General features: G+C 44.5%; 20 protein-coding genes, 5 tRNA genes and 2 rRNA genes. 14 read left to right on the forward strand and 13 right to left on the reverse strand.

Annotated features, from left to right (window positions below; translation table 11 throughout):
* The 4 genes from KXD37_RS15565 to KXD37_RS15580 form a co-directional block, all read left to right on the forward strand.
* Positions 1-109 (forward strand): 23S ribosomal RNA (locus KXD37_RS15565); the annotation flags it as partial.
* Positions 110-162: 53 nt separating this feature from the next.
* Positions 163-278, forward strand: a 5S ribosomal RNA gene (gene rrf / locus KXD37_RS15570).
* A 595-nt stretch (positions 279-873) separates the two neighbouring features.
* Complete coding sequence (locus KXD37_RS15575) at positions 874-2,307, forward strand: SulP family inorganic anion transporter (protein WP_059352999.1); 1,434 nt, start codon at positions 874-876, stop codon at positions 2,305-2,307.
* 145 nt (positions 2,308-2,452) lie between these two features.
* On the forward strand, positions 2,453-3,373 hold the full coding sequence (locus KXD37_RS15580; protein WP_081638220.1) for a bile acid:sodium symporter family protein: 921 nt from the start codon (positions 2,453-2,455) through the stop codon (positions 3,371-3,373).
* Between the two features lie 9 nt (positions 3,374-3,382).
* Here KXD37_RS15580 and KXD37_RS15585 read toward each other — a convergent pair whose 3' ends face one another.
* The 13 genes from KXD37_RS15585 to KXD37_RS15645 form a co-directional block, all read right to left on the reverse strand.
* Positions 3,383-4,135 carry an alpha/beta hydrolase gene (locus KXD37_RS15585; RefSeq protein WP_127696147.1) on the reverse strand — a complete coding sequence of 251 codons (753 nt, stop codon included), beginning with the start codon at positions 4,133-4,135 and terminating at the stop codon, positions 3,383-3,385.
* Positions 4,132-5,142: an iron ABC transporter permease FeuC gene (gene feuC / locus KXD37_RS15590; protein WP_106021132.1), complete on the reverse strand. Its 1,011-nt coding sequence runs from the start codon at positions 5,140-5,142 to the stop codon at positions 4,132-4,134. The genes KXD37_RS15585 and feuC overlap by 4 nt, the downstream gene beginning before the upstream one ends.
* On the reverse strand, positions 5,135-6,139 hold the full coding sequence (locus tag KXD37_RS15595) for a FecCD family ABC transporter permease (RefSeq protein ID WP_024120017.1): 1,005 nt from the start codon (positions 6,137-6,139) through the stop codon (positions 5,135-5,137). The genes feuC and KXD37_RS15595 overlap by 8 nt, the downstream gene beginning before the upstream one ends.
* An 18-nt stretch (positions 6,140-6,157) precedes the next feature.
* A complete protein-coding gene (feuA, locus tag KXD37_RS15600; protein ID WP_099043616.1) occupies positions 6,158-7,111 on the reverse strand; it encodes an iron ABC transporter substrate-binding protein FeuA in 954 nt (317 codons plus the stop codon).
* A gap of 90 nt (positions 7,112-7,201) precedes the next feature.
* Positions 7,202-8,782 carry an AraC family transcriptional regulator gene (locus tag KXD37_RS15605; protein WP_106021238.1) on the reverse strand — a complete coding sequence of 527 codons (1,581 nt, stop codon included), beginning with the start codon at positions 8,780-8,782 and terminating at the stop codon, positions 7,202-7,204.
* 203 nt (positions 8,783-8,985) lie between these two features.
* A complete protein-coding gene (locus KXD37_RS15610) occupies positions 8,986-10,230 on the reverse strand; it encodes an exo-beta-N-acetylmuramidase NamZ domain-containing protein (RefSeq protein ID WP_263463643.1) in 1,245 nt (414 codons plus the stop codon).
* A gap of 13 nt (positions 10,231-10,243) precedes the next feature.
* Positions 10,244-12,172, reverse strand: a complete 1,929-nt coding sequence (locus KXD37_RS15615) for a glycoside hydrolase family 3 protein (RefSeq protein ID WP_263463644.1) — start codon at positions 12,170-12,172, stop codon at positions 10,244-10,246.
* 22 nt (positions 12,173-12,194) lie between these two features.
* Complete coding sequence (gene pbp4b, locus KXD37_RS15620) at positions 12,195-13,532, reverse strand: penicillin binding protein PBP4B (RefSeq protein WP_095714752.1); 1,338 nt, start codon at positions 13,530-13,532, stop codon at positions 12,195-12,197.
* Between the two features lie 54 nt (positions 13,533-13,586).
* Positions 13,587-14,954, reverse strand: coding sequence for a PTS transporter subunit EIIC (locus tag KXD37_RS15625; RefSeq protein ID WP_127696137.1), 1,368 nt, complete (start codon positions 14,952-14,954; stop codon positions 13,587-13,589).
* 25 nt (positions 14,955-14,979) lie between these two features.
* Complete coding sequence (locus tag KXD37_RS15630) at positions 14,980-15,831, reverse strand: MurR/RpiR family transcriptional regulator (RefSeq protein WP_127696135.1); 852 nt, start codon at positions 15,829-15,831, stop codon at positions 14,980-14,982.
* 15 nt (positions 15,832-15,846) lie between these two features.
* Complete coding sequence (gene murQ / locus KXD37_RS15635) at positions 15,847-16,761, reverse strand: N-acetylmuramic acid 6-phosphate etherase (protein WP_127696133.1); 915 nt, start codon at positions 16,759-16,761, stop codon at positions 15,847-15,849.
* Positions 16,762-16,871: 110 nt separating this feature from the next.
* On the reverse strand, positions 16,872-17,354 hold the full coding sequence (locus tag KXD37_RS15640) for a GNAT family N-acetyltransferase (RefSeq protein WP_101860238.1): 483 nt from the start codon (positions 17,352-17,354) through the stop codon (positions 16,872-16,874).
* Positions 17,355-17,365: 11 nt separating this feature from the next.
* Positions 17,366-17,821 (reverse strand): DUF523 domain-containing protein, encoded by a 456-nt coding sequence (locus KXD37_RS15645; RefSeq protein ID WP_024120027.1) that lies wholly within the window; start codon positions 17,819-17,821, stop codon positions 17,366-17,368.
* Between the two features lie 181 nt (positions 17,822-18,002).
* Between KXD37_RS15645 and KXD37_RS15650 the strand changes: the two genes are divergently transcribed.
* From KXD37_RS15650 to glmM, 10 genes are all read left to right on the forward strand, one after another.
* A tRNA-Glu gene (locus tag KXD37_RS15650) sits at positions 18,003-18,077 on the forward strand.
* Between the two features lie 3 nt (positions 18,078-18,080).
* Positions 18,081-18,156 (forward strand) — tRNA-Val (locus KXD37_RS15655).
* A gap of 4 nt (positions 18,157-18,160) precedes the next feature.
* Positions 18,161-18,233 (forward strand) — tRNA-Thr (locus KXD37_RS15660).
* A 19-nt stretch (positions 18,234-18,252) separates the two neighbouring features.
* Positions 18,253-18,337, forward strand: a tRNA-Tyr gene (locus KXD37_RS15665).
* Positions 18,338-18,341: 4 nt separating this feature from the next.
* Positions 18,342-18,413 (forward strand) — tRNA-Gln (locus tag KXD37_RS15670).
* A 229-nt stretch (positions 18,414-18,642) separates the two neighbouring features.
* A complete protein-coding gene (sigW, locus tag KXD37_RS15675; RefSeq protein WP_010332813.1) occupies positions 18,643-19,206 on the forward strand; it encodes an RNA polymerase sigma factor SigW in 564 nt (187 codons plus the stop codon).
* Positions 19,207-19,219: 13 nt separating this feature from the next.
* Positions 19,220-19,846: an anti-sigma-W factor RsiW gene (gene rsiW / locus KXD37_RS15680; protein WP_059292084.1), complete on the forward strand. Its 627-nt coding sequence runs from the start codon at positions 19,220-19,222 to the stop codon at positions 19,844-19,846.
* Between the two features lie 161 nt (positions 19,847-20,007).
* Positions 20,008-20,829, forward strand: coding sequence for a diadenylate cyclase CdaA (cdaA, locus tag KXD37_RS15685; protein ID WP_024120028.1), 822 nt, complete (start codon positions 20,008-20,010; stop codon positions 20,827-20,829).
* On the forward strand, positions 20,822-22,276 hold the full coding sequence (locus KXD37_RS15690) for a YbbR-like domain-containing protein (RefSeq protein ID WP_024120029.1): 1,455 nt from the start codon (positions 20,822-20,824) through the stop codon (positions 22,274-22,276). The genes cdaA and KXD37_RS15690 overlap by 8 nt, the downstream gene beginning before the upstream one ends.
* A gap of 18 nt (positions 22,277-22,294) precedes the next feature.
* A complete protein-coding gene (gene glmM, locus KXD37_RS15695) occupies positions 22,295-23,641 on the forward strand; it encodes a phosphoglucosamine mutase (RefSeq protein ID WP_044162156.1) in 1,347 nt (448 codons plus the stop codon).
* Positions 23,642-23,853 lie beyond the last annotated feature (212 nt).

Here is a 23,853-nt window from a genome sequence, read left to right on the forward strand (position 1 = left end):
TTCCGCAAGGAAGTAAGATCCCTGAAAGATGATCAGGTTGATAGGTCTGAGGTGGAAGTGTGGCGACACATGGAGCTGACAGATACTAATCGATCGAGGACTTAACCTAATTTCTAATGATGTCACACCTGTTATCTAGTTTTGAGAGAACACTCTCAATTGTTTGGTGGCGATAGCGAAGAGGTCACACCCGTTCCCATGCCGAACACGGAAGTTAAGCTCTTCAGCGCCGATGGTAGTCGGGGGTTTCCCCCTGTGAGAGTAGGACGCCGCCAAGCAAGGTAAAGACCAGTTCAGCTGAACTGGTCTTTTTTATATTTGTACTGATTCGTTTTTCTCGATGTTCATTTTTTCAAGGTTTCGGCTTTTGAAGCTCTCTAGTATTTTTAATACTAATACAATAGCCAGCATGATCAACATGCTGAGCGGCACGCCGGTTAACCGATTATGTTTATCACCCGCAGGATTTAACGGTGGTTTCATGCGCTGTAGATAGGCCGCAGCTTTCTGAGCTCTTTACGGAAGAAACGCCGCTGGAAAACTCGAGTCCGCCATCCAAAACTTGATGGGCATAGACCCGGTATCAATGTTCAAGCAGTCAAAACGATTCTTGTTTCTGATCCTGATATGATGTATCATGGCAAATGGCTCAAATATGTTGAGCCATTTTTTTTCTTCAGCATTTGACCTTGCACATTTGATTAAAATTTATTATGATACTCTTTGTATAATAACTCCTTACCTCAATACACTATACTCAACGTTTCCCCTTTTTCTCCGAAAGTTTTTCTTTTCATTTTCTTCCGTAAAATAATTAAGCTCCCAATACAACAGAAACGGTGCGGATTTATTTTTAAAAAGGAGTCGTTATATTTGAATAGTTTTACATTAAAACAGCAGTGGTTCGGTAATATCCGAAAAGATATTCTTGCTGGTATTTTGGTGGCGTTAGCCTTAATACCTGAAGCGATTGGTTTTTCTATTATTGCCGGCGTTGATCCAATGGTTGGTCTTTATGCTTCATTTTGTATTGCCATTATTATTTCTATTTTTGGCGGAAGACCGGGGATGATTTCGGCTGCGACTGGTTCGATGGCTGTTGTGATGGTGTCGCTGGTTGCCGATTACGGGCTTCAGTATTTATTTGCGGCCACCATTTTGACAGGTGTTATTCAGGTGATCTTAGGCATCAGTAAAATTGCGAGATTAATGAAATTCATTCCTCGTTCTGTGATGATCGGGTTTGTGAATGCGCTGGCGATTCTGATTTTTTCTGCGCAGCTGCCTCAATTTGAAGGTGCATCTTGGAGCATGTATGCGATGCTTGCCGGATCATTGGTTATTATTTATGTACTGCCTAGGTTTACGACTGCGGTGCCATCTCCGCTTGTCGCAATTATTGTGATGACGATTATTGCGGTCACATTCCATGTGGATGTGCGGACGGTTGGAGATATGGGCAATATCTCTAGTTCATTGCCTCATTTTCTAATACCTGATGTTCCATTTACCTTCGAAACGCTCAAAATTATTTTTCCTTATTCCATTGCTTTGGCGTTTGTCGGTTTGCTTGAATCTTTGCTGACAGCACAGATTATTGATGAAATGACGGATACGGACAGTGATAAAAATAAAGAGAGCCGCGGACAGGGAATCGCGAATATCGTCACTGGATTTTTTGGCGGTATGGCGGGCTGCGCTATGATCGGACAATCTGTTATTAATACAAAAGCGGGCGGCCGCGGACGGTTATCAGCCTTTGTTGCCGGTGCTTTTCTTATGTTTTTAATTGCCGTTTTGAGTCATGTTGTTGTAAACATTCCGATGGCTGCGTTAGTGGCTGTTATGGTTATGGTATCTGTCGGCACATTTGATTGGTCTTCTTTAAAAGGCTTGAAAAAAGCGCCGATTACAGATTCAATTGTAATGGTTGTGACGGTGATTACGGTTGTCGTGACGGATGACTTATCGAAAGGCGTATTCGTCGGTGTTCTGTTAAGTGCCGTATTCTTCGTAGCCAAAATCTCGAAGCTGAAGATCGTTTCTCATGCAGAAGATCAAAAGCTGAGAACGTATCAAGTGAAGGGACAGATCTTTTTTGCGTCAGTAACTGATCTTACGAATGCGTTTATCTATCAAGAGGATATCGAGCGAGTTGTCATTGACTTGACCGATGCTCACGTATGGGATGATTCAGGAGCGGCTGCGCTTGATAAAATTGTTGCGAAGTTTAAAGAGCAAGGAATTGAAGCTGAATTAAAGGGGCTGAATAATGCAAGTAAAGCCCTTATGAAACAGATGGCATAAAAGTATGAAAGTCCAGATTGATGAGATCTGAGCTTTTTTATATAACATATGGTTGAACTGCATTGATATAATAGAGAGAAAGAAATTTTTAATAGGGGACTTGTATATGATGCTTCAGAAGCTGAACCGTGTATTGGGGAAAGTCATGCCGCTTTTGACACCGACTAGTGTTGTGCTTGGCGTGCTGCTGTCTCAGTTTTTAAATGGATATGAAAGCGCAGTGCCTTGGATATTTGCTTTTATTACGTTTGCGGGCAGCTTGAGCGCGAACTTTCAGTCTTTAAGACACGCCTTGGCGCATCCTCTTCCTATGATTCTTGCATTATTTGTTCTTCATATTTTTATGCCGCTTTTCGCCTGGGGCAGCGGACATCTCATATTTCAAGGTGATCCATTAACGATCACGGGTTTGACATTAGCAGTTGTCATTCCTACAGGAATTACGAGTTTGATTTGGGCTGCAATGTACAAAGGAAATGTTGGTTTGACGCTTTCTATCATATTGATTGATACCGTGCTGTCGCCGTTAATCGTTCCGCTGAGTCTTTCTGTGCTGGCCGGTGCCCAGGTTCACATGGATATCTGGGGAATGATGAAGGGTCTGATTGTGATGGTAGTGATTCCTTCATTCCTGGGCATGCTGTTTAATCAGATGTCATCTCCAGAAAGAACCGCGGCGTTGAGCAGTACGCTGTCTCCCTTTTCAAAGCTGTGCCTGATGGCCGTGATTGCGATTAACAGCTCTGCGATAGCTCCTTATTTCAAAGCGATTGATTTAAGATTTTTAGGGATTGCTGTCACTGTTTTTTGTATCGCGTTAACCGGGTATGCTGCGGCGTGGTTTATCGGAAAAATGATGAAAAGGCGGCAGGAGGAAATTGTCTCTCTTATTTTTACGGGAGGCATGAGGAATATCAGTGCCGGCGCTGTTCTTGCCGTCACTTTCTTTCCGTCTCAGGTGGCTGTTCCGGTTGTGATTGGCATGCTGTTTCAGCAAATCCTGGCTGCCTTGTTCGGCTATATGCTGAACCGTTTCGAATTAAAACCGGTCTTGCAGAAGGCATGAAAAAACCGCTCATATGTTGGAGCGGTTTTTTCCGTATAGCCATTCCAGCGCATTGATAAATTGTTTGCAGAAATGCTTGCGGTGGTGCACCGCCCCTTTTTCAATGACGAGGCACAGCTGATCTTGAGTGAACCCTTTTTCTATTAGGCTCTCGTGCACGTATTTTGTTTTTTGGAGCATCGTCTGCTGAATCGATTGTTTTCCGGCGCCTTCTTCACTGCCGACAGACATAAAAATACGCGTTGAACCCGGTCTTACAGAGGAAGTATAGATAGTTTCTGCTGCGTTCTCGTACCAGTATGAACTTGAGAGAGATCCTATTTTTCCAAATAATGATGAATGTCTCAGAAAGGCGAACATTGAGATGAGGCCGCCTAATGAGGCGCCGATCATACCTCTGGATTGAGCCCTTCTGGAGACATTCCAATTTTCTTCCACAAACGGAATGAGCCGGTTTGTTATTTCAGAAAGATAGTCAGCCCCCTTACCGCCGAAGTCTAGAAACTGATCACTGAGTGATGCGGCGGGCCAAGGAGTGTACTCGTCGAGCCGGTTTTTAGGCTCTATGCCGATCAGCACGAGCTCAGGCACCCTGTTTTGATGAAACCTGTTTTCTATCAGTTCTAGTTGACCTTGAAACAAAGAACCGCCATCCTGTACGTAAACAGAAGGAAATGCCCTGCTGTCCGTACTGTAGGAAGGAGGGAGATACAGCTTAAACATCCTGTCGCCCGCCTTATGCTCTGATAAAGATCCGTTCAAACACTCTCCCCCTTTTTTTGCTTGAAAAGCAGGTATAAGAAATACGGAACACCGAGTATCGCCAAAATAATGCCGGCTGGCACTTCTGCGGGCTGGAAAAACAGTTTTCCGGCAAAGTCTGCGCTCAATACAAGCAGCATGCCGATCAAACCGCTCAAAGGCAAAATATAGCGGTGTTCGACACCGGCCAATCTCCGGGAAATATGAGGCGCGATTAAGCCGACAAATGCCATGCTTCCCGCTACAGAGACACAGGCGCTAATGATGGCGACACAGGCGACGAGCAGAATGGTTTTTTCTTTATTTGACGAAATGCCAAGGCTTCTGACTGTGTCTTCGTCAAAGCGGATGGTATCGAGCAAACGAGACTTGGCCAGAAGAATCGGAATAAACAGCAGCATCCACGGAAGAACAGCTGTGATATATGTCCAGTTTGCCGACCAGATGCTGCCGTTTTTCCATACCATGGCCATTTCATAATCTTGCGGGTCCATTTTTAATGATAGAAACAAAGACAAAGCGCTGAATCCTGAATTAATCGCGATTCCTACCAGAATAATTCTGCCTGAATCTAAATTGCCTCTGTTCCAAGCGAATATGTAAATCATGACTGCAGCAGCCAGTCCGCCGATCAGGCCGAAAAACGGCATTCCCATTGCCGCGACAATCGAAGTTACTTCTTTCTGGCCTTGGAACAACAGCATAAACGCCACAATACCTGCCCCTGCTCCCGCATTGATTCCCAATATTCCCGGGTCTGCAAGACCGTTTCGTGTGATGGCCTGAATGACAGCTCCTGCTATGCCAAGTCCGAGTCCGATAATGGCTGCCATGACAATCCGCGGCAGTCTTAAGTCAAACAGCAAAACTTCATACTGCGGATTGGGATTGATCTGAAAAAGAGTGGAGAGCAGCTCTGTCGGACGAACAGAAAATGATCCGCTGGTCATGCTGAAATAACTGACGAGGAGAATCAATACGATTAACACTGCATATTTTTTAGCCATTTTGCTCTCCTCCTTTTCGTTTGATCAAATAAAGGAAGAAAGGAACGCCGATAATAGAAGTCACAACCTCAATCGGTGTTTCAAATGGATAATTGATAAATCTGCTGGCGAGATCGCACAGCGTTAAAAAGACGCCGCCCAAGATGCAGGAACAAGGAATCAGTCTGTTATAATCTGAGCCGACGAGAAATCTCGTGATATGCGGGACGACTAAACCGACAAACGCAATTTTTCCGGCAAGCGCTACAGCACTTCCGGTTAAAATGATGACAGAGATCATTGCCATGATTTTGATCGTTTTTTTCTTTTGGCCCAAACTCTTAGAGATATCGTCGCCTAGTGATACAGCGGTCACCTTTTTGCTGAGAGAAACAGCTATGACGATACCCGCAAGGAAAAATGGAACGGCAAGCTTTAGAAAGTCGGGGCTCATTTGATGAAGTCTGGCGCTGTACCAGAAACTCAGATCCTGTGAAATTTGAAAATAGATCGATATGGCAGCCGCTAAACTATTAAGCAGCATGCTTGTGACTGTGCCAATGATGGCTAGCTGTACGGGCGTAAACCCGTTAGGCAGCATTGTTGCCAGGCCGAATACCAATGCAGCTCCAAATGCGGAGCCGATAAAAGAGTAAATAATCATTTCAAGCGAAGATGATTGCGGAAGCAGAACCATACAAAGCGTGATGATAAACGCGGAACCATCTGAAACACCCATAATTGAGGGCGATGCCAAATAATTGCGTGTGATGCCTTGCATGAGCGCTCCAGATACAGCAAGGGCTGCCCCAATGAGCAGAGCGCCGGCAGCCCTTGGAATCCGGGAATGCCATATGATTTGATGGTCTGTGTTTCCCGGATCAAAATGAAAAAGTGATGCAAAGACAATATCAGCATTAAGCTGCTTTGCGCCATAGAGGACGGAAAGCAGCAATGATAATGCAATAGCAAATGGAGAAGTAATCAAAATGATACGTGTCCACTGTTTTGAATACATACAAAAACCTACTCTAATTTAGTCTTGTGTTAATTTTTCAGATGCCGCTTTCAGGAAGCGGACTTTGCTCCAAGCCGTACCGCCTTGTGCAAGAGGATCAACTGAATTGACGTACACATGATCTTCTTTGACTGCTGTGAGGCTTTTCCAGATTGGATTTTTCTCTAAATCTTTTAATGCATCAGGTTTATCCGCATTTTCATCATCAGAAAATTGGACGAAAATGTGGTCAGGGTTCATTTCACTGAGTTTTTCTAATGAAATCAGCTCTTGCGCTTTTGCGGCTTTGACTTCATTCGGTGCTTTAAGGCCTAAGTCGCCATAAAGAGTTGAGTTGAAGTACACTTGTTCAGGATAAATGTAAATATTCCCTTGTCTGATTCTGATGACAAGCGTTTTTGAATCTTTTGCTTGTTTACTGATTTTCGTTTTTGTTTCTTTTAGATCCTGTTCATAGTCTGCAATGATTTTTTTCGCTTTTTTCTCTTTTCCAGTCAGCTGGGCAAGCAGCATCATATTTTCCTTCCAGTTTGATGAGATGTGTGAAACCGGAATGGTCGTGCCGGCCGTGCTTATTTTTTTCAGGGTTTTTTCAGGGAACTTTGTAGATGCCAGGATCACGTCTGGCTGCATCTCAAGAATTTTTTCAATGTTTGGTTCCATTTTTTCCCCTGTAGGTGTTGCTTTATCTGTGATGTCCTTGAACATTTCAGGGAATTTTCCGGAGAATGAGATTGCACCCTGCGGATGAACGTCCAGCAGTTTTGCGTCTTCCATGGATTCAACGCTTCCCGTAATGGCAATCTTATCTGTCGGTACGTTTACTTCGTACGTTTTATCCAAATACTCGATTTTCTTTTTCTCGGACTTTGTGCCGCTCGCTTTGCTCGCAGAGGATTCTTCCTTGCTGCCGCAAGCTGCCGCCGTGAGTGCGAGAAGCAAGATTAATAAGGTAAGAGATAGCTTTTTCATCTATAGTGCCTCCTGTTCAATTGATAACTATTATCAATTGGAATTATAGAGAATGAACAGACATAACACCATGGACAAATTCCATATTTATCATGGACTATCACCGGATAGCATAGAAATGGTTTGCTGAACAATCCGCTCGTGCCCGCAAGCCGAGTACTCATTCCATGGGTCTGAAGAGAGGTGATACACACGTCCGTTCCGCACTGCGCTTAGGTTTTGCCATATTTCCGACTGTTTTAATTGCTGATAATAAGCAATGGTTTCCGGCTCTTTAAAAAGAAAGAGCATGATACAGTCAGCTTGGCAATTTGTGATGTCTTCTAATGAAATCGCTTGTTCTGAAGGCGTGTCAGCCGGTTTGAATCCTAAATCTTCAAAGAAAACTTCGCGGACGCTGCGATTATGCGCCACATAAAAGCGCTGCTTATGCAGACGAAGAAAGAGATAACGAAACTCTTGAGCGTGCAGCAATGTCTTTTTAGCGGAAGCCGTCTGCTTGTCATAGGCTGCGAGCCACTTTTCAGCCTCCGATTCTTCCTTTAAAAACGTGGCGGTGTGCAGAAAGTGTGCTCTCCAGTTTTCTTCTGCAGGAAGGTAACATACTTCTGCAATGCTGTTCAGGCGCTTTTGTTCTTCTGAAGAAACAGAATCCATGCTGAAAATGATATCGGGTTCAGCTTGGGACAACGTCTGCAGGTTTTCCTCCCATTTTTCATTAAACCGGTATGCGCTGAGCTGTACTGGAATATCTGCTGAATAATGCTGATAATAGTAAGCCGTCCATTTTGGATGGAGTGCGGCTGCAAACGGTATGTGATGCAGAGGAATGAGCTGTCCCATTGTTCCCTTTCCATAGGCGGCTAGTTTTTGCCTGCGTTTTTTCATATAGCTTGTAGGTGAAGAACCTGTGTGCTTTTTAAAGATTCTGCTGAAATAAAATTCATCTTGATAGCCGGTTTGATGGGCGATTTCTTTCAGTTTACAGTTGGATCTTGCCATAAGCCGCTTTGCTCGGGTGATCCGAGTTTTTGTAATGAATTCTGTTACGCTCTGGCCAGTCCATTTTTTAAAGGTTTCGCTGTAATGCTTGGCGCTGATTCCTGCCATTTTTGAGAGCTGGGCAAGTGTAATTTTTGTATCGGCATGAGTTTCAATGTAATGTTTTGTTTTTTCAATCGCAGATTGTGTATCGTTTTGATCTGATACATGAGCTGTGAATAGATCATAAATCAGGCTCTGAACCTCTATCACACATTTTAATTGAGAAAGCTGAGCTGCTTCTGCCCAAATTTCAGCTAGTTCTTGAAGCCGGGCTGAAAGGTTTTCGATATGTGAAACATTCACAAGGTTTAGACTGGATAAATCAGTTTCAGTGCATGGTTTTAAGAGATCTTGCCGGGCTTCCGCTGTATAGCAGTGAAGTCTGATCAGACACATATCTATATTTCTCTCTTCTGCAGGTGTAATGCCGAATGTCTCATGAGGCGGACAAACATACAGTGTCTTTTTTTGGAGAGGAGCGGTTCTTGTTCCGATAGAAATATGTCCATCTCCTTTTAAATGAAAGATCAGCACGAATGAGTCGGTCAATTGCTGTTCTGAGAAGAGATCACTCGTTTTCTTCATATATTCAATTTGTACCGGATGATAAATCATTGAGTTTTGCAAGGAGAAGACCACCTTTTCAGAAACGCTCGCTTAAATGATAATCATTTTCAATAAGATTGTACCAAATAAATGAAAGTTTTCCTATATAAAGCGTGTTGTTTTTGGATTTAAAAAACCCTTGCCGCAATGTGCGGGCAAGGGAAAATGATCATGCTTTTGTTGGGTAAGAAAATGTTACACGTGTAACATACCATTCTTAAGTCTTAATATAGGAGATATTGTTTTCTGGTTTTATTGAATTGCTTCAGCTGTTTTTGATAGGTGTCAATGATTTCATCAATTGAAGCACCGTTCTTGATTTTCGTTCTAATCCAGCCGTTGCCTGCCAATTTATCAAATGAGCCAGACGCTAGGAACTGAAAATCATCAGGATAGAGGTCATGTATCATTTTAATAAGCGACAGTCCTGTTTTAACCGCTTCAAATTTTTCTCTGTCCGTAATATAGAGCTGCACGCCGTGGCAAAGTGTTCCTTGATGTTTAGAGAACGTTGGAGTGAAGGAGGAAGCTCTGAACGTAACGCCAGGCAGATCAAGACTGTTCATTTTTTCTGCAAGTTCTGTGCTTTTGATAAAGGGAGCCCCGATCAACTCGAATGGCTTAGTCGTTCCCCGTCCTTCAGATACATTCGTTCCTTCAATTAACCCTGTTGCAGGGTACACAAATGTGCTCTCTGCGGTTGGCATGTTAGGTGAAGGGAGGACGAATGGCAGTCTGGTTTCGTCAAAATCCATAGATCGTTTCCAGTGCTTCATTTTTACGACTGACACATCAGCATTAATATTAAATTCCTTGTTGAATAGTAAAGCCAATTCTCCAATGGTCATCCCGTGCTTTAACGGAATGGGATAGAGTCCGACAAAGGATGCGTACTCGGGCTCCAGCACTGGTCCTTCAACCTTTTTTCCGCCTTGGGGATTAGGACGGTCCAGCACGATAAAAGGAATTCCGTTTTCTTTAGCGGCTTCCATTGCATAAGCCATGGTATAAATGTACGTATAGTAACGAGTCCCGACGTCCTGGATGTCAAATAGAAGAACATCGACATTTTTCAGCATATCAGGAGTGGGTTTTTTCGTTTTTCCGTAAAGGCTGTATACGGGAACCCCGGTTTTTTCGTCAATGTAAGAGCCTACTTCGTCTCCTGCCTGAGCGTCGCCGCGAACGCCGTGCTCGGGCCCGAATAAAGCTGTCAGCTGTATATCGGGGTCTTCGTAAAGAATATCTACGCTGCTTTTAAGGGATGCACTCACACCTGTTGGATTGGTAATCAGTCCAACTCTTTTTCCCATTAGCTGCTTTTTGTGTCGTGACAAGAGGATATCAATGCCGGTCTGGACTTTAGGTTTTATTGCTGTTTGTTTTTCTGAATCAGGCGAAGCTGAGGCAGCCGTCATTGTCTCGAACATCATAAGCCCTGCGAGAAGAACCAATACCGTTTTCTTCATATGCTCCTCCTTATTAAAGCGGTTTTCCCGTTTTGATGTTTACTCCATAGCCAAATGGATAAAGGATGTCTCCCGGTTTTGTGACGGATGGAATGTCGACTGGCAGCGTGCCCTTTGGCTTTGATTGTCCGAAGATCGCTTTAACGCCGGCCGGAATATTCGGCTGAAGATAACGCCCGTTTGCATATCCTTTAAAACCATAGACGGCAATCAAAGCTCTTGCTTCTTCGAAATTGGCGGCATCATATGGATTGCGCAGACTCATTAAGACAAATTGCTTTTTGTGCTGCAGTGCGGCATTCATGACAGCTCTCGGAAAAGCGGTGGCCCATTTGCTTGAATCTGTTACCGTGTCGTCGATGACACCGTCGTTGACGACAGGGTCATTTTTTACAACGTAAGAGCCTGTAATAATATAATCAGCTTCTTTTACTTGTTTTTCATGCTCAGCATTAAATACCTTTTCTGCAAAGTTGATTTTGTTAAGAGAAACAGATTTGATTTTTTTTCGCTGCATTAAATCGTGAATGGTTTTTTCAATGGATGCTGTTTGTTCCTCGTAAGGTGCGGCAATTAAGATTCGGCTGCCTTTTTTGGGTTTGAACGGCAAGGTATGCTGATCATTTTTTAATACTGTCACTGCCTTTTCAGCGATTTTTTGCTCTGTCTTCGTATGGTGTTTGCTTCCCACTGTTTTGAGTGCTTTCTTCACCTTTTTATCTATGTTGCTGTCATGCTGAGCGGGGTAAATACCGCGCTTTATTTTCAGGGAAATGATTCTTTCCGCCGATTTGTTGATTTGCTGTAAGGGAATGTCTCCATTTTTAACAGCTTCTTTTAAGGAGTCAATCACGCTTGCCAATTTTTGTTCATCTTTCAAAGATGTAACTGAGACAGGCATTAACGCGATATCAACACCGGCCTTTATGGCCATGACGACCGCCTCTTCCTGACCGAAATGATCTGCTATGGCTTTCATATTGAGAGCATCAGTGACGATTACACCGCCAAATCCCATTTCCTCCCGAAGCAGCCCGGTCATTACTTTCTTTGAAAGTGTAGCGGGAACCATAATATCTGATCCATCAAGCTTGCTTTTATATGTGGTGTCATCAAAGGCTGGGAATTGAACATGAGCTGTCATCACCATATCTGCTCCGGCATCAATCGCTTTTTGAAAAGGATAGAGTTCAACCTCACGAAGCCGTTCCTGGTTATGAGAAACGAGCGGCAGTCCATAATGGCTGTCAACGTCAGTGTCTCCATGTCCCGGGAAATGTTTAAGAGCAGAGGCGATATGTTGCCGTTGCAAACCTTTCATGGAATATAAACCGAGTCGTGCTGTCAGTTCACGATCAGAACTGAATGATCTCACACCGATCACGGGATTATCAGGGTTATTATTAATGTCCAAGACTGGGCTGAAATCTGTATTGATGCCTAAGACAGAAAGCTCTTTTCCAATCATGCTGCCGGTCTGATATGCATTGATTCTGCTTCTTGTTGCGCCAAGCGCCATATTGCCTGGGAAATTAGTGCCCTCCCCTAATCTCGTCACGATCCCGCCTTCTTGATCAATGCTGAGTAAGAGCGGAATCTTAGGGCTGGCCTTTTGATATGCGTCTGTCAGCCGTACCGTTTGTTCAGTTGTTTTTACATTTTCTGCAAATAGTATGACGCCGCCGAATTGATATTTCTTGATGAGGCCAGCGACTTCCTCATTCATATTTGTGAAGGCTTGCGGAGAAGACTCACCTTCCTTTTTCCAGTTTCTGAAATCCGGCATCAGCATCTGGCCAAGTTTTTCATCTAACGTCATACGATCAACGATCTGTTTGGCATCATCGGAGCTGCGGGGTTTTGCTTCAGCTGTCTGACTGACGCCGAGAAAACATGAAAGAAAAAGGACGGTGGAAAGGATAAGCGAAATGACAGGTTTCATAACAACTTCCTCCTATCGTCGATTATTTCATTGCTTCATAAATCGCGGTAATGACGCTTCCGTAACTGCCTGTTGAAAATTGGTCACCCTCAAACACGTTCGGATTTTCCGCTGGATCAGCGACAGGTGAATGCTTTTTATTTGTTAACAAAGCGATGCCTAAATTGTATGCCGGATCAATGATGGTAACCGTTCCTGTCCAGCCAGTATGTCCGTACGCATTTTCGCTTGCATAAGGGCCAAACATCCATTCCATGCTTTTACTGCCGTTTCGCCGCCATCCAAGGCCGAATGTCGGATCTGTTGCTGATGGCGCCGTAAATAGGTCAGCTGTTTTCTGATCGAATAATGAAACGTTTCGGTACGTTCCTTTGTTTAACATGACTTGAAGCAGAATCGCCATATCATCAGCGTTTGAAAACAGTCCGGCGTGGCCTGAAACGCCTTCCATCGAATAGAATGCTTTTTCGTCATGTACTTCTCCTTGCAGCGTGTCTGTGCGGATATGAGGGAAATGGATAACACCGTCTCGTGTATTGCCCATACGTTCAGTGGCTGCGAACTGTTTTGCTTTAAAGCCCTTTTGCAGCGGATTGTACAACGTATGTTTCAGCTTCAGCGGTTTGTAGAGCTCTTGTTCCGTATAGACATCAAGCGGTTTGCCGGTGAGTTTTTCGACAATACAGCCGAGAAGCATGTATCCAATGTCACTGTATACGTGTTTTGTTCCTGTTTCATAATCCAGCGGGATTTTCATCAAGTATTCAATGGTTTTCTCCCGCTCTTGCGAATAATACATTCCGGCTTTTTCCGGGCTGTAAAAGTAGAAGCTGGATGGAAGCCCTGATTGGTGCTGCAGGACATCAATGACACGAATGTTATCTTTCCCTTTGATGCGATCTGTAGGCTGATCCTTGAAATCAGGCAAATAAGCAGATACCTTTTCATAAACGTCGAGTTTGCCTTGGCTGACTAAGCGCTGTAAAGCAAAATTGGCCGCATACATTTTTGTATTTGATGCCAAGTCAAACATCGTGCGGGTTTTCATTTTTGCCGGACGGCGCAACAGTTCAGCCCCGTCATATTTTTTACTGTAGCCGTATGCTTCTTTTTTGATCATACGGCCGTCCTTCACGACGACCAGAACGGCGCCGGGGAATCCTGCTGCAATGTCCCGTTCAATCATCTGATCAACCTTCCTTAGTTTCTTCGACGAAAACTGTGCAGTTTCTGGATTTATTGTTTTCGGCTCAACCTGGTTGTCTGCTTGATGAAGGGCGGTTTGTGCGAAGGCTTCGTTCGGCGTCAGAATGGACACGGTTAAAATAGCGCTGAGTAATGCTAATGTCTTCGTTCTCACAAGCTTGCTCCTTTCCGTGTTTCTATGCCGTTACTATTCCTAAAACGTCATCATTTAATCGAACTGGGCAGCCATTTCATCTTTATATCCGAAAGCGTAGGTCAATAAAAAGCCTGCCGCATAGGAAATAAAGAGACCAATGATATATAAGATGATTTGTGAAGGCAGCACCAGAAAAGAGAGCGGCAATCCGGAGACGCCGAGCGCAACTGTGGCTACCTGAAAATAAGCTTGAAAAGCTCCGCCGATACCCGCCCCTAAGCACGCTGTCAAAAACGGACGGCCAAGCGGCAGCGTTACACCGAATATAAGCGGTTCACCGATGCCGAGCAGTCCTGAAGGAAGACCCCCTGTGATCGCTTTTCTCAGCGTTTTTTTCTTTGTTTTAACGAAGATGGCGAAGGCTGCGCCCACTTGTCCCGCGCCTCCCATAGCAAGGATAGGGAGAAGCGGGTCATCACCGATCGAATTGATGAGTTCCATGTGCACCGGCGTCAGGCCTTGATGTAGCCCGGTGACAACAAGAGGGAGGAAGGTCGCGCCCAGAATAAAGCCTGCAGCGATTCCGCCGATGTCTAAGATGGACAGAAGCCCGGATGTGATGACATCTGAAATGAACCCCCCTAAAGGCATGAAAACGACGTACGTCAATATTCCAGTGATCAAAAGCGAAACTGTTGGAGTTACGATAATATCGAGTGATTGAGGAATAAAGCGGCGGACGAATTGTTCTGTGTAAGCAATGAATATAGCTGCGAATAGAACGCCGATGAGCCCTCCCCTGCCGGGAAGAAGCTGTTCTCCGAATAAGCTGATCTTTGCGATTTCCGGGTTAATGATCAGAATCCCTGCAAGAGCGCCGAGAGCGGGCGTCCCGCCAAATTCTTTTGACGCGTTAATGCCGACGAGAATGCCGAGATAAGTGAACAGGCCTGATCCGATGACTGTCAATACAATTGCTGTTTGTGATTCAGCAGAGAGCCAGCCGGCTTGGATTATCGCTTTGGTAATTCCGGTAATTAAGCCTGAAGCGACGAGTGCGGGAATGAGAGGTATGAAGATGCTGGCTATTTTACGTAAAAAAAGCTTAAACGGGGTGGCGTTCTTACGATTGATATCGGATTTCTTTTTGGCTGCGGCCTCTTTTAGATTAAAATCTTCTTCTGATGATACCAGCTTCGAAAAAGCGGCGGTGACATGATTAACGACACCAGTGCCGAGGATAATCTGCAGGGTTTCAGCTTCGACGACTCCAAGGACGCCATCAAGTTCTCTTAACGCCTTACTATCCGTTTTGCTGACATCGTAAGGCGTAATGCGCAAGCGGGTCATGCAATGCGTATAGGAAGAAATATTGGATTTCCCCCCGCATAGCTCAAGGATTTTTTCCGCCAGAGTATTGTAGTGTTTTTCTTTGCTCATACAAACCCCTCCCTTTCAAGATGCCTTATGTCTTTCTCATAGATTTGATTGCTTCTCTCGTTTTATCAATGCAGCCGACCGTTTCTTCATACTGCTCGGCCGCCATGCTTAAAAACAAAACATCAATCATAAAAAGCTGGGCGAGACGGGAGGAAGTGGCTGCGCTTCGAATCAGGGCCTCGTTGGAATGGGCTGTATATAATGAAACGTCGGATAATGCAGTGACGGAGGTTTGGCTGAATTGTGTGAGGCTGATGATTGTGACGCCTTTTTCCTTTGCCATCGAAAGCAGCTCGATGATTTCCTGTGTCTCACCTGAAAATGAAATGGCAAATACAATGTCTTTCTTATCTGCATTTGCGATTAAAGATGCCACAAGATGAGTGTCCGTGAAAGCAGTCGCCTGTTTATGAATTCGAAGCCATTTTTGCTGGGCATCCTTGGCGACAATTCCCGAGGCGCCCAGACCGAAAAAATGTACAGTGTTCGCTTGAAGCAGCAGAGAAACGGCGCGCTCAAGCTCTTGATAATCCATGAGATCTGAGGTGTCTTGAATTGCTTGAATAGCATTGCCGGCTGCTTTTTCAGAGATGGAAGGCAGCGATTCATGAGGAGCGATGTCCCGGTAGCCTTGAACAGCAGGTTTTGCCAGATCGCCCGCTACCCTCATTTTTAAATCCTGAAATCCTTTTAGTCCCAGTGATTTGCAGAGCCTGATGACGGCAGCGTCACTTGAATTAGCTAAGGCGCTGATTTCGCTGACTGTGCTTTCTATCGCTTTGTGGGGATGGGCTAATATGTAGTCCGCAAGCTTACGCTCTGATTGTGGCAGCTTGTGTTTCATTGATTGAATGATAGCTAAACCGCCTGTCGCCATTACTGTCTCTCCTTATCATGAATGGTAGTTTTCAATTGCTTTGTCTATAAAACCGTTCGCTTCATCAAGCAATGTCTTCGCTTTGTTTTGATCTGTGCTGGTTTTGAGCATAACAATTGCTGTTTTGACATGAAGATTCGCCTGTTCAAGTGTGTATTGCGCTTTCTCATAAGAAACGTCTGTAAGGCTTTGAATGATGCTGATGGCGCGTTCTTTTAGTTTTTTGTTGCTGACATTGACATCCACCATCAAGTTTTCGTAGACCTTGCCGATTTTGACCATTACAGCGGTGGATATCATGTTTAGAATCATTTTATGAGCGGTTGCGGCTTTCATACGTGTCGAGCCTGTAATGACTTCTGGCCCGACGACGACTTCAATGCTGTGATCAGCGTGTTTGCTGATGGCAGATTGACTGTTACAGGTAAGGGAGACGGTGTTTGCTCCGATTTTGCGGGCGTATTTCAGCGCACCTGCTGCATAAGGCGTACGGCCGCTTGCTGCAATCGCGATCACTGTATCGGCTGAGGTGAGATGGATGGATCGTAAATCCTCGGCCCCTGCTTCTTCATGATCTTCAATCCCCTCAGCCGCCTGCAAAAATGCGTTGGGACCGCCGGCCATTAATCCGATTACCTGATCAGGACTGACGCTGTAGGTCGGAGGACATTCAACTGCGTCCATCACACCGAGTCGGCCGCTAGTGCCTGCACCTGCGTAAATGAGCCGTCCGCCATTTTGAAAGGATTCATACGCGCATTCGACGGCTGCTTCGATATCGGGAAGGACACGCTGAACGGCGGCAGCGACTTTGATATCTTCATTGTTAATCATTTTTAAGATATCGAGGGTATTAGCTTTGTGTATTTTCGATGTTTGGCTATTGCGTGATTCCGTTGTAAGATTGTGAAGATTCAATTGTTCTGACATGAGGATGCCCCCTGTGTAAAAATAAATATATCTCAATATTCAGTATATTCATTTCTGTTATGATATTTCAACTATCATTTTTAATTTTTGAAACTTTATTTCAAAAGAGGCTATAAGAAATAATGAAGTATCAGCTGTTCGCCAAGCGGCCCGATTTTTCGGCGTCCTTTATCAAGAAATCCGGTTTTCATATAAAGCTGCTTTGCACGGGTGTTCAGGTGATTGACGGCTAAAATGATTTCATCGCACCATGGGAAATACCCGTTAACAAAAGAGGGGAGCTGAAGCATGGCTTTTTTCGCATAGCCTTGTCCGTGGTGGGCAGAGTTTAATGATAAGGAACTGAGCAATAAAGCAAATGGATTGTTGGAATAGGGAGCAATGGTTTCTTTTGACGTATGTAGAATGAAAAAGCCTATTGGCAGATCACCTTTTAAGATGACAACCGGATAGCGCTCCTGAATGCTTAGGGCCTGGGTCAGCACCTCTTTAGGGAGAGCGGTAAAGCGTTTGTCATCATCGTGTAAAGTAAATGCGTAAAGCTCCGGCAAATGCTCAGGCTTATAGAAGGATAAAGAGATATCTTGCATCATGATGAGCCTCCTTACAATATGTCGTCTAACTGGTTTTCAGAAATTACACGGTACCCCGCTTGTTTTAATAGCGCGGCGGTTACTCCGTTTCCAGCGATTTTTTTGCCTGAAAATGAGCCATTATAGATGAAATTGCTTCCGCATGATGGGCTGTTTTCTTTCAATATGACGGCAGAGGCGTTGATTTCTTTTGCATAGGCCAATGTTTGGGCCGCGCCCTTCATATATAAATCTGTTACATCTTCTCCTGAAGACGTTATGATTTTCGCGGCTCCACTAAGAACATCCTCACCAGTGCCTCCGATGATTTCTGCTGGTTCTCGGGGAGTGGAGAAGCCGCCGAGAAGTTCAGGGCAAGCCATCACTGCTTGTTTTTCTTCAATCAGTTTTCGGATTTTCTCTGATGCGGCATGCGAACCGTTGTATCTGCATTCAATGCCGCCGAGGCAAGAGCTGACTAGTATCATATTGGTTTCTCCTCTCTTAATTCGATCTATATCTATCTTAAAATAAATGATAAATGTTAGGAGGCTTTTTCAGTTAAAAAAGGGGTTAAAAAGTTTGAAAATAAAAAATTTAAATTTCCTCTTTACAAAAGGGGGGGAACCTGTATATAATAACTTTTGTCAGCTCGACGAGAACACAAACGGCCCGTTGGTCAAGCGGTTAAGACACCGCCCTTTCACGGCGGTAACACGGGTTCGAATCCCGTACGGGTCACCATTTGGAGGATTAGCTCAGCTGGGAGAGCATCTGCCTTACAAGCAGAGGGTCGGCGGTTCGAGCCCGTCATCCTCCACCATCTTGCCGGTGTAGCTCAATTGGTAGAGCAACTGACTTGTAATCAGTAGGTTGGGGGTTCAAGTCCTCTTGCCGGCACTGTTTTTCTTAAAAATATGGAGGGGTAGCGAAGTGGCTAAACGCGGCGGACTGTAAATCCGCTCCCTCAGGGTTCGGCAGTTCGAATCTGCCCCCCTCCACCATCATTGGGCTATAGCCAAGCGGTAAGGCAACGGACTTTGACTCCGTCATGCGTTGGTTCGAATCCAGCTAGCCCAGTCACAGACACCTTTGATCAAAAGGTGTCTTTTTTCTTTTTGAAAAATCATTCCAACTTCTAACTGTTCAGTCTGTATAATAATTTTAAAAATATGTTAAGGTAGTTTATTCACAAATTGCCATCTACACCCTGCCAAAAATTTGTTAAACTTATTTTATAAAAAAATTGAAACCTTTAGAAACGAAGCTCGTATACATACAGACCGGTGAAGGCAGAGGTTAGATAAATATGGAAATGATGATTAAAAAGAGAATTAAGCAAGTCAAAAAAGGCGATCAAAATGCATTTGCGGACATCGTAGATATTTACAAGGATAAAATTTATCAGCTTTGCTACCGTATGCTTGGCAATGTGCATGAGGCGGAAGATATCGCACAAGAGGCTTTCATCAGAGCGTACGTCAATATCGACAGTTTTGATATCAACCGGAAATTTTCAACTTGGCTTTATCGAATTGCGACCAACTTGACCATTGACCGCATTCGCAAAAAGAAGCCGGATTATTACCTCGATGCAGAAGTGGCGGGTACAGAAGGCTTGACGATGTATTCCCAAATCGCCGCAGATGGAGTTTTGCCTGAAGATGCAGTCGTATCGCTGGAGCTTTCACACACGATTCAGCAGAAAATATTAAAGCTTCCTGACAAATACAGAACTGTCATTGTATTAAAGTATATTGATGAACTCTCATTAATTGAAATCGGCGAGATTCTGAACATTCCTGTGGGGACTGTAAAAACGCGGATTCACAGAGGCAGAGAGGCTCTTAGAAAACAATTAAGGGATCTTTAAGTGGGGTGATGAAATGAGCTGTCCTGAACAAATTGTGCAGCTTATGCATATGCATCTTGATGGAGATATCCTTCCGAAAGATGAACAAGTATTAAAAGAACATCTGGAGGCATGCGAGGAATGCAGAAAGCATTTTTATGAGATGGAAAAATCCATTGCGCTCGTCCGGAGCACATCGCATGTCGAAGCCCCCGCCGATTTTACCGCTAACGTCATGGCAAAATTGCCTAAGGAGAAGAAAAGAGCTTCTGTGAAAAGATGGTTCAGATCCCATCCGGTTATCGCGGCTGCTGCGGTATTCATCATTTTGATGGGCGGAGGATTGTTAAACAGCTGGCACAATGACCACAACTTCAGCGTGTCGAAGCAGCCGAATCTGGTCGTGCAAAACAACACTGTGATCGTGCCTGAAGGTGAGACGGTCAAAGGTGATGTCACCGTCAAAAACGGCAAGCTGATTATTAAAGGGAAAATAGACGGGGATGTAACCGTTGTAAACGGAGAAAAGTATATGGCCTCTGCTGGACAAGTCACCGGTCAAATTGAGGAGATTAATCAATTATTCGACTGGACATGGTATAAAATGAAGTCTGCGGGGAAAAGTGTATTCAATGCATTAGACCCGAACGGAGAAGAGTAAAGCGTGTGGTGCGCTTTACTCTTTTTTTAGGTTCTCAAACGGCTGGCATATTTCACTTGCCAAAACGAAATGTGGTATAATGGGCTCGCTATGTAAAGTACATATGCGTAACACATTAAACTTCAAAATACGAAATGACTGAATTCTTGGAGGACGAGGAAATGGCTTTTGAGGATATCCCTTTTTTGCAGTACCTCGGCAATGCCGTTGATATTCTCCTTGTTTGGTATGTGATATATAAACTGATTATGGTGATACGCGGCACGAAGGCGGTTCAGCTCTTAAAAGGAATCGTTGTGATCGTGCTTGTCCGTATGGCCAGTCAATATTTGGGCCTCAGCACGCTTCAGTGGCTGATGGACCAAGCGATAACATGGGGATTTTTAGCAATTATTATTATCTTTCAGCCTGAGCTGAGAAGAGCGCTTGAACAGCTTGGACGGGGCCGTTTCTTCTCGAGGAGCGGCACGCCGGTTGAGGAAGCGCAGCAGAAAACAATTGAGGCTATAACGAAAGCGATCAATTATATGGCGAAACGCCGGATCGGCGCCCTTTTAACCATTGAGCGGGATACGGGTATGGGGGATTATATTGAAACGGGCATTCCTTTGAATGCAAAGGTCAGCTCTGAGCTCTTGATCAATATTTTTATCCCGAATACACCGCTTCATGACGGAGCGGTCATTATGAAAAATAATGAAATTGCCGCTGCCGCCTGTTATTTGCCGCTTTCTGAAAGCCCGTTCATTTCAAAAGAACTGGGAACGCGGCACAGAGCGGCTGTCGGAATCAGTGAAGTTACAGACAGTTTGACGATTATCGTGTCTGAAGAGACCGGCGGCGTCAGTGTGGCGAGGAATGGCGACCTTCACAGAGAGCTGACGGAAGAAGCGCTGAAAGAAATGCTTGAAGCAGAGTTTAAGAAGAACACCAGAGAGACTTCTTCTAACCGTTGGTATTGGAGGGGCAAGAAAAATGGATAAATTCTTAAACAACCGCTGGGCTGTGAAAGTCATTGCGCTGCTTTTCGCGCTCTTGCTTTATGTAGCGGTTAACAGCAACCAAGCACCAACTCCGAAAAAACCAGGTGAATCATTTTTTCCAACATCTACAACTGATGAGGCAACACTGACTGATATACCGGTTAAAGCATATTACGATGATGAAAATTATGTCGTGACGGGCGTTCCGCAAACGGTGAATGTCACGATAAAAGGTCCGACAAGCGCCGTGAAGAAGGCGAGACAGACAAAGAATTTTGAGATATACGCGGATATGGAGAAGCTGAAAACCGGCACGCATAAGGTCGAGCTTAAGGCCAAAAACGTGTCGGATGGGCTGACGATATCCATTAATCCGTCCGTGACGACCGTCACCATTCAAGAACGCACGACAGAAAGCTTTCCTGTTGAAGTGGAGTACTACAACAAAAGCAAGATGAAAAAAGGCTATTCTCCGGAGCAGCCGATTGTCAGTCCTAAAAATGTACAGATTACCGGTTCTAAAGCCGTGATTGATAATATTTCTCTTGTGAAAGCTTCGGTAAACCTGGAAAATGCAGATGAAACGATTGAAAAGGAAGCGAAAGTGACTGTCTATGATAAAGACGGAAACGCGCTTCCTGTCGATGTGGAGCCCTCGGTCATCAAAATTACCGTTCCGGTGACAAGTCCGAGTAAAAAAGTGCCCTTTAAAATTGAGCGGACAGGAAGCCTTCCTGACGGGGTCAGCATAGCGAATATCGAATCAAGTCCCAGTGAGGTGACGGTTTACGGCTCGCAGGATGTCTTGGATTCTCTTGAATTTATAGATGGTGTCAGCTTAGATTTAAGCAAAATCAAAAAGGATTCTGATATCGAGGCAGATATTCCGCTTCCTGACGGCGTCAAAAAAATCTCGCCGTCAAAGGTGACGTTGCATATAGAAGTAGATAGTGAAGCGGATCAGACGTTTGAGAATGTCCCTATTAAGACTGTAGGGCTGAGCAGCTCACAGAACATTGAATTTCTGGATCCGGAATCACAAACGATAGATGTTACGGCCAAAGGCTCTCCCGGCAACATAAAAAAACTGCAGAAATCAGACATAGAATTGTATGTGAATGTATCTGATTTAGATGACGGAGAGCACAGTGTGAAGCTTGAAGTAAACGGGCCTCAAAATGTAACCTGGTCCTTGGGGCAGAAAAATGCAAAAATCAAGCTTACGTCTAAAAAAACGAATACGACAACAAAAGATAACAGCAATACGACGTCAGGGAACCAGGATGACACTGATGACAAGACGAATGACAAAGAGAATAATCAGCGAGAAGATACAACGAACAGCGATAAAAACAATGATGATCAAAATCAAGACGAAAACCAAGATCAAAATCAGGATCAGGATGAAGATGAATCAAATACAGGTTCACAATCTTCATCAGAATAAAAAAGGAGCGATTATAAAATGGGCAAGTATTTTGGAACAGATGGTGTAAGAGGTGTTGCCAACAGCGAGCTTACGCCTGAGCTGGCCTTTAAAGTCGGACGTTTCGGCGGGTATGTGCTGACAAAAGACAAACAACGTCCAAAAGTGCTGATAGGCCGCGATACACGCATCTCCGGCCATATGCTGGAGGGAGCCCTTGTCGCCGGACTTTTATCAATTGGCGCAGAAGTCATGCGTCTGGGAGTCATTTCTACACCTGGTGTTTCCTATTTAACAAAAGCGATGGATGCAGAGGCGGGCGTCATGATTTCTGCTTCTCATAACCCAGTGCAGGATAACGGAATCAAGTTCTTTGGAGGAGACGGATTTAAGCTTTCTGATGAACAGGAGGCTGAAATTGAGCGTCTGATGGATGAACCGGAGGATAAGCTGCCAAGACCGGTTGGAGCTGACTTGGGACTTGTAAACGACTATTTTGAAGGCGGCCAAAAGTACCTGCAATTCTTAAAACAGACTGCCGACGAAGATTTTACAGGCATTCATGTTGCGCTTGACTGCGCACACGGAGCGACGTCATCGCTTGCGACACACTTGTTTGCCGATTTAGACGCAGACGTGTCGACAATGGGAACTTCTCCGAACGGATTAAACATCAATGACGGAGTTGGATCGACTCATCCCGAAGCGCTCAGTGCGTTTGTAAAAGAGAAAAATGCTGATATCGGCCTTGCGTTCGATGGTGACGGCGACCGACTGATCGCAGTCGACGAAAAAGGAAATATCGTTGACGGCGACCAAATTATGTACATATGCTCAAAATACCTGAAATCAGAGGGCCGCTTAAAGGATGATACGGTTGTTTCCACAGTCATGAGCAACCTCGGTTTCTATAAAGCGCTTGAAAAAGAAGGGATAAAGAGCGTGCAGACGGCTGTCGGCGACCGCTACGTGGTAGAGGCGATGAAAAAAGACGGCTACAATGTCGGCGGTGAACAGTCCGGCCACTTAATTTTCCTTGATTACAACACAACAGGTGACGGATTATTGTCCGCCATTATGCTGATGAATACATTAAAAGCGACAGGCAAGCCGCTGTCAGAGCTTGCGGCTGAAATGCAGAAGTTTCCGCAGCTTTTAGTCAATGTGAGAGTAACTGATAAATATAAAGTCGAAGAAAACGAAAAAGTAAAAGCCGTTATTTCTGAGGTTGAAAAAGAAATGAACGGCGACGGCCGGATTTTAGTGCGCCCATCTGGCACTGAACCGCTCGTTCGTGTGATGGCTGAAGCGAAGACGAAAGAACTGTGCGATGAATATGTTAATCGCATTGTTGAAGTCGTCCGGTCAGAAATGGGATTAGAGTAACGAAATCTATAAACAGAGAGCGAACAAGACAAGTGCGACTCACATATAATAATTGTGAGACAGGCGGCAAAGTTGTTTAAAAAACAATTGACCATTCTTGGCACATGCTGTAAAATCAAGCTTGTCTTGTTCTTGTTTTCTAGAGGCAGGAAAGACGGGATTTTGTTTCACTTATAATTATAGCGCCCGAACTAAGCGCCCGAAAAAAGGCT

This window comes from Bacillus sp. XT-2 (assembly GCF_025696525.1).
Classification (GTDB): domain Bacteria; phylum Bacillota; class Bacilli; order Bacillales; family Bacillaceae; genus Bacillus; species Bacillus halotolerans.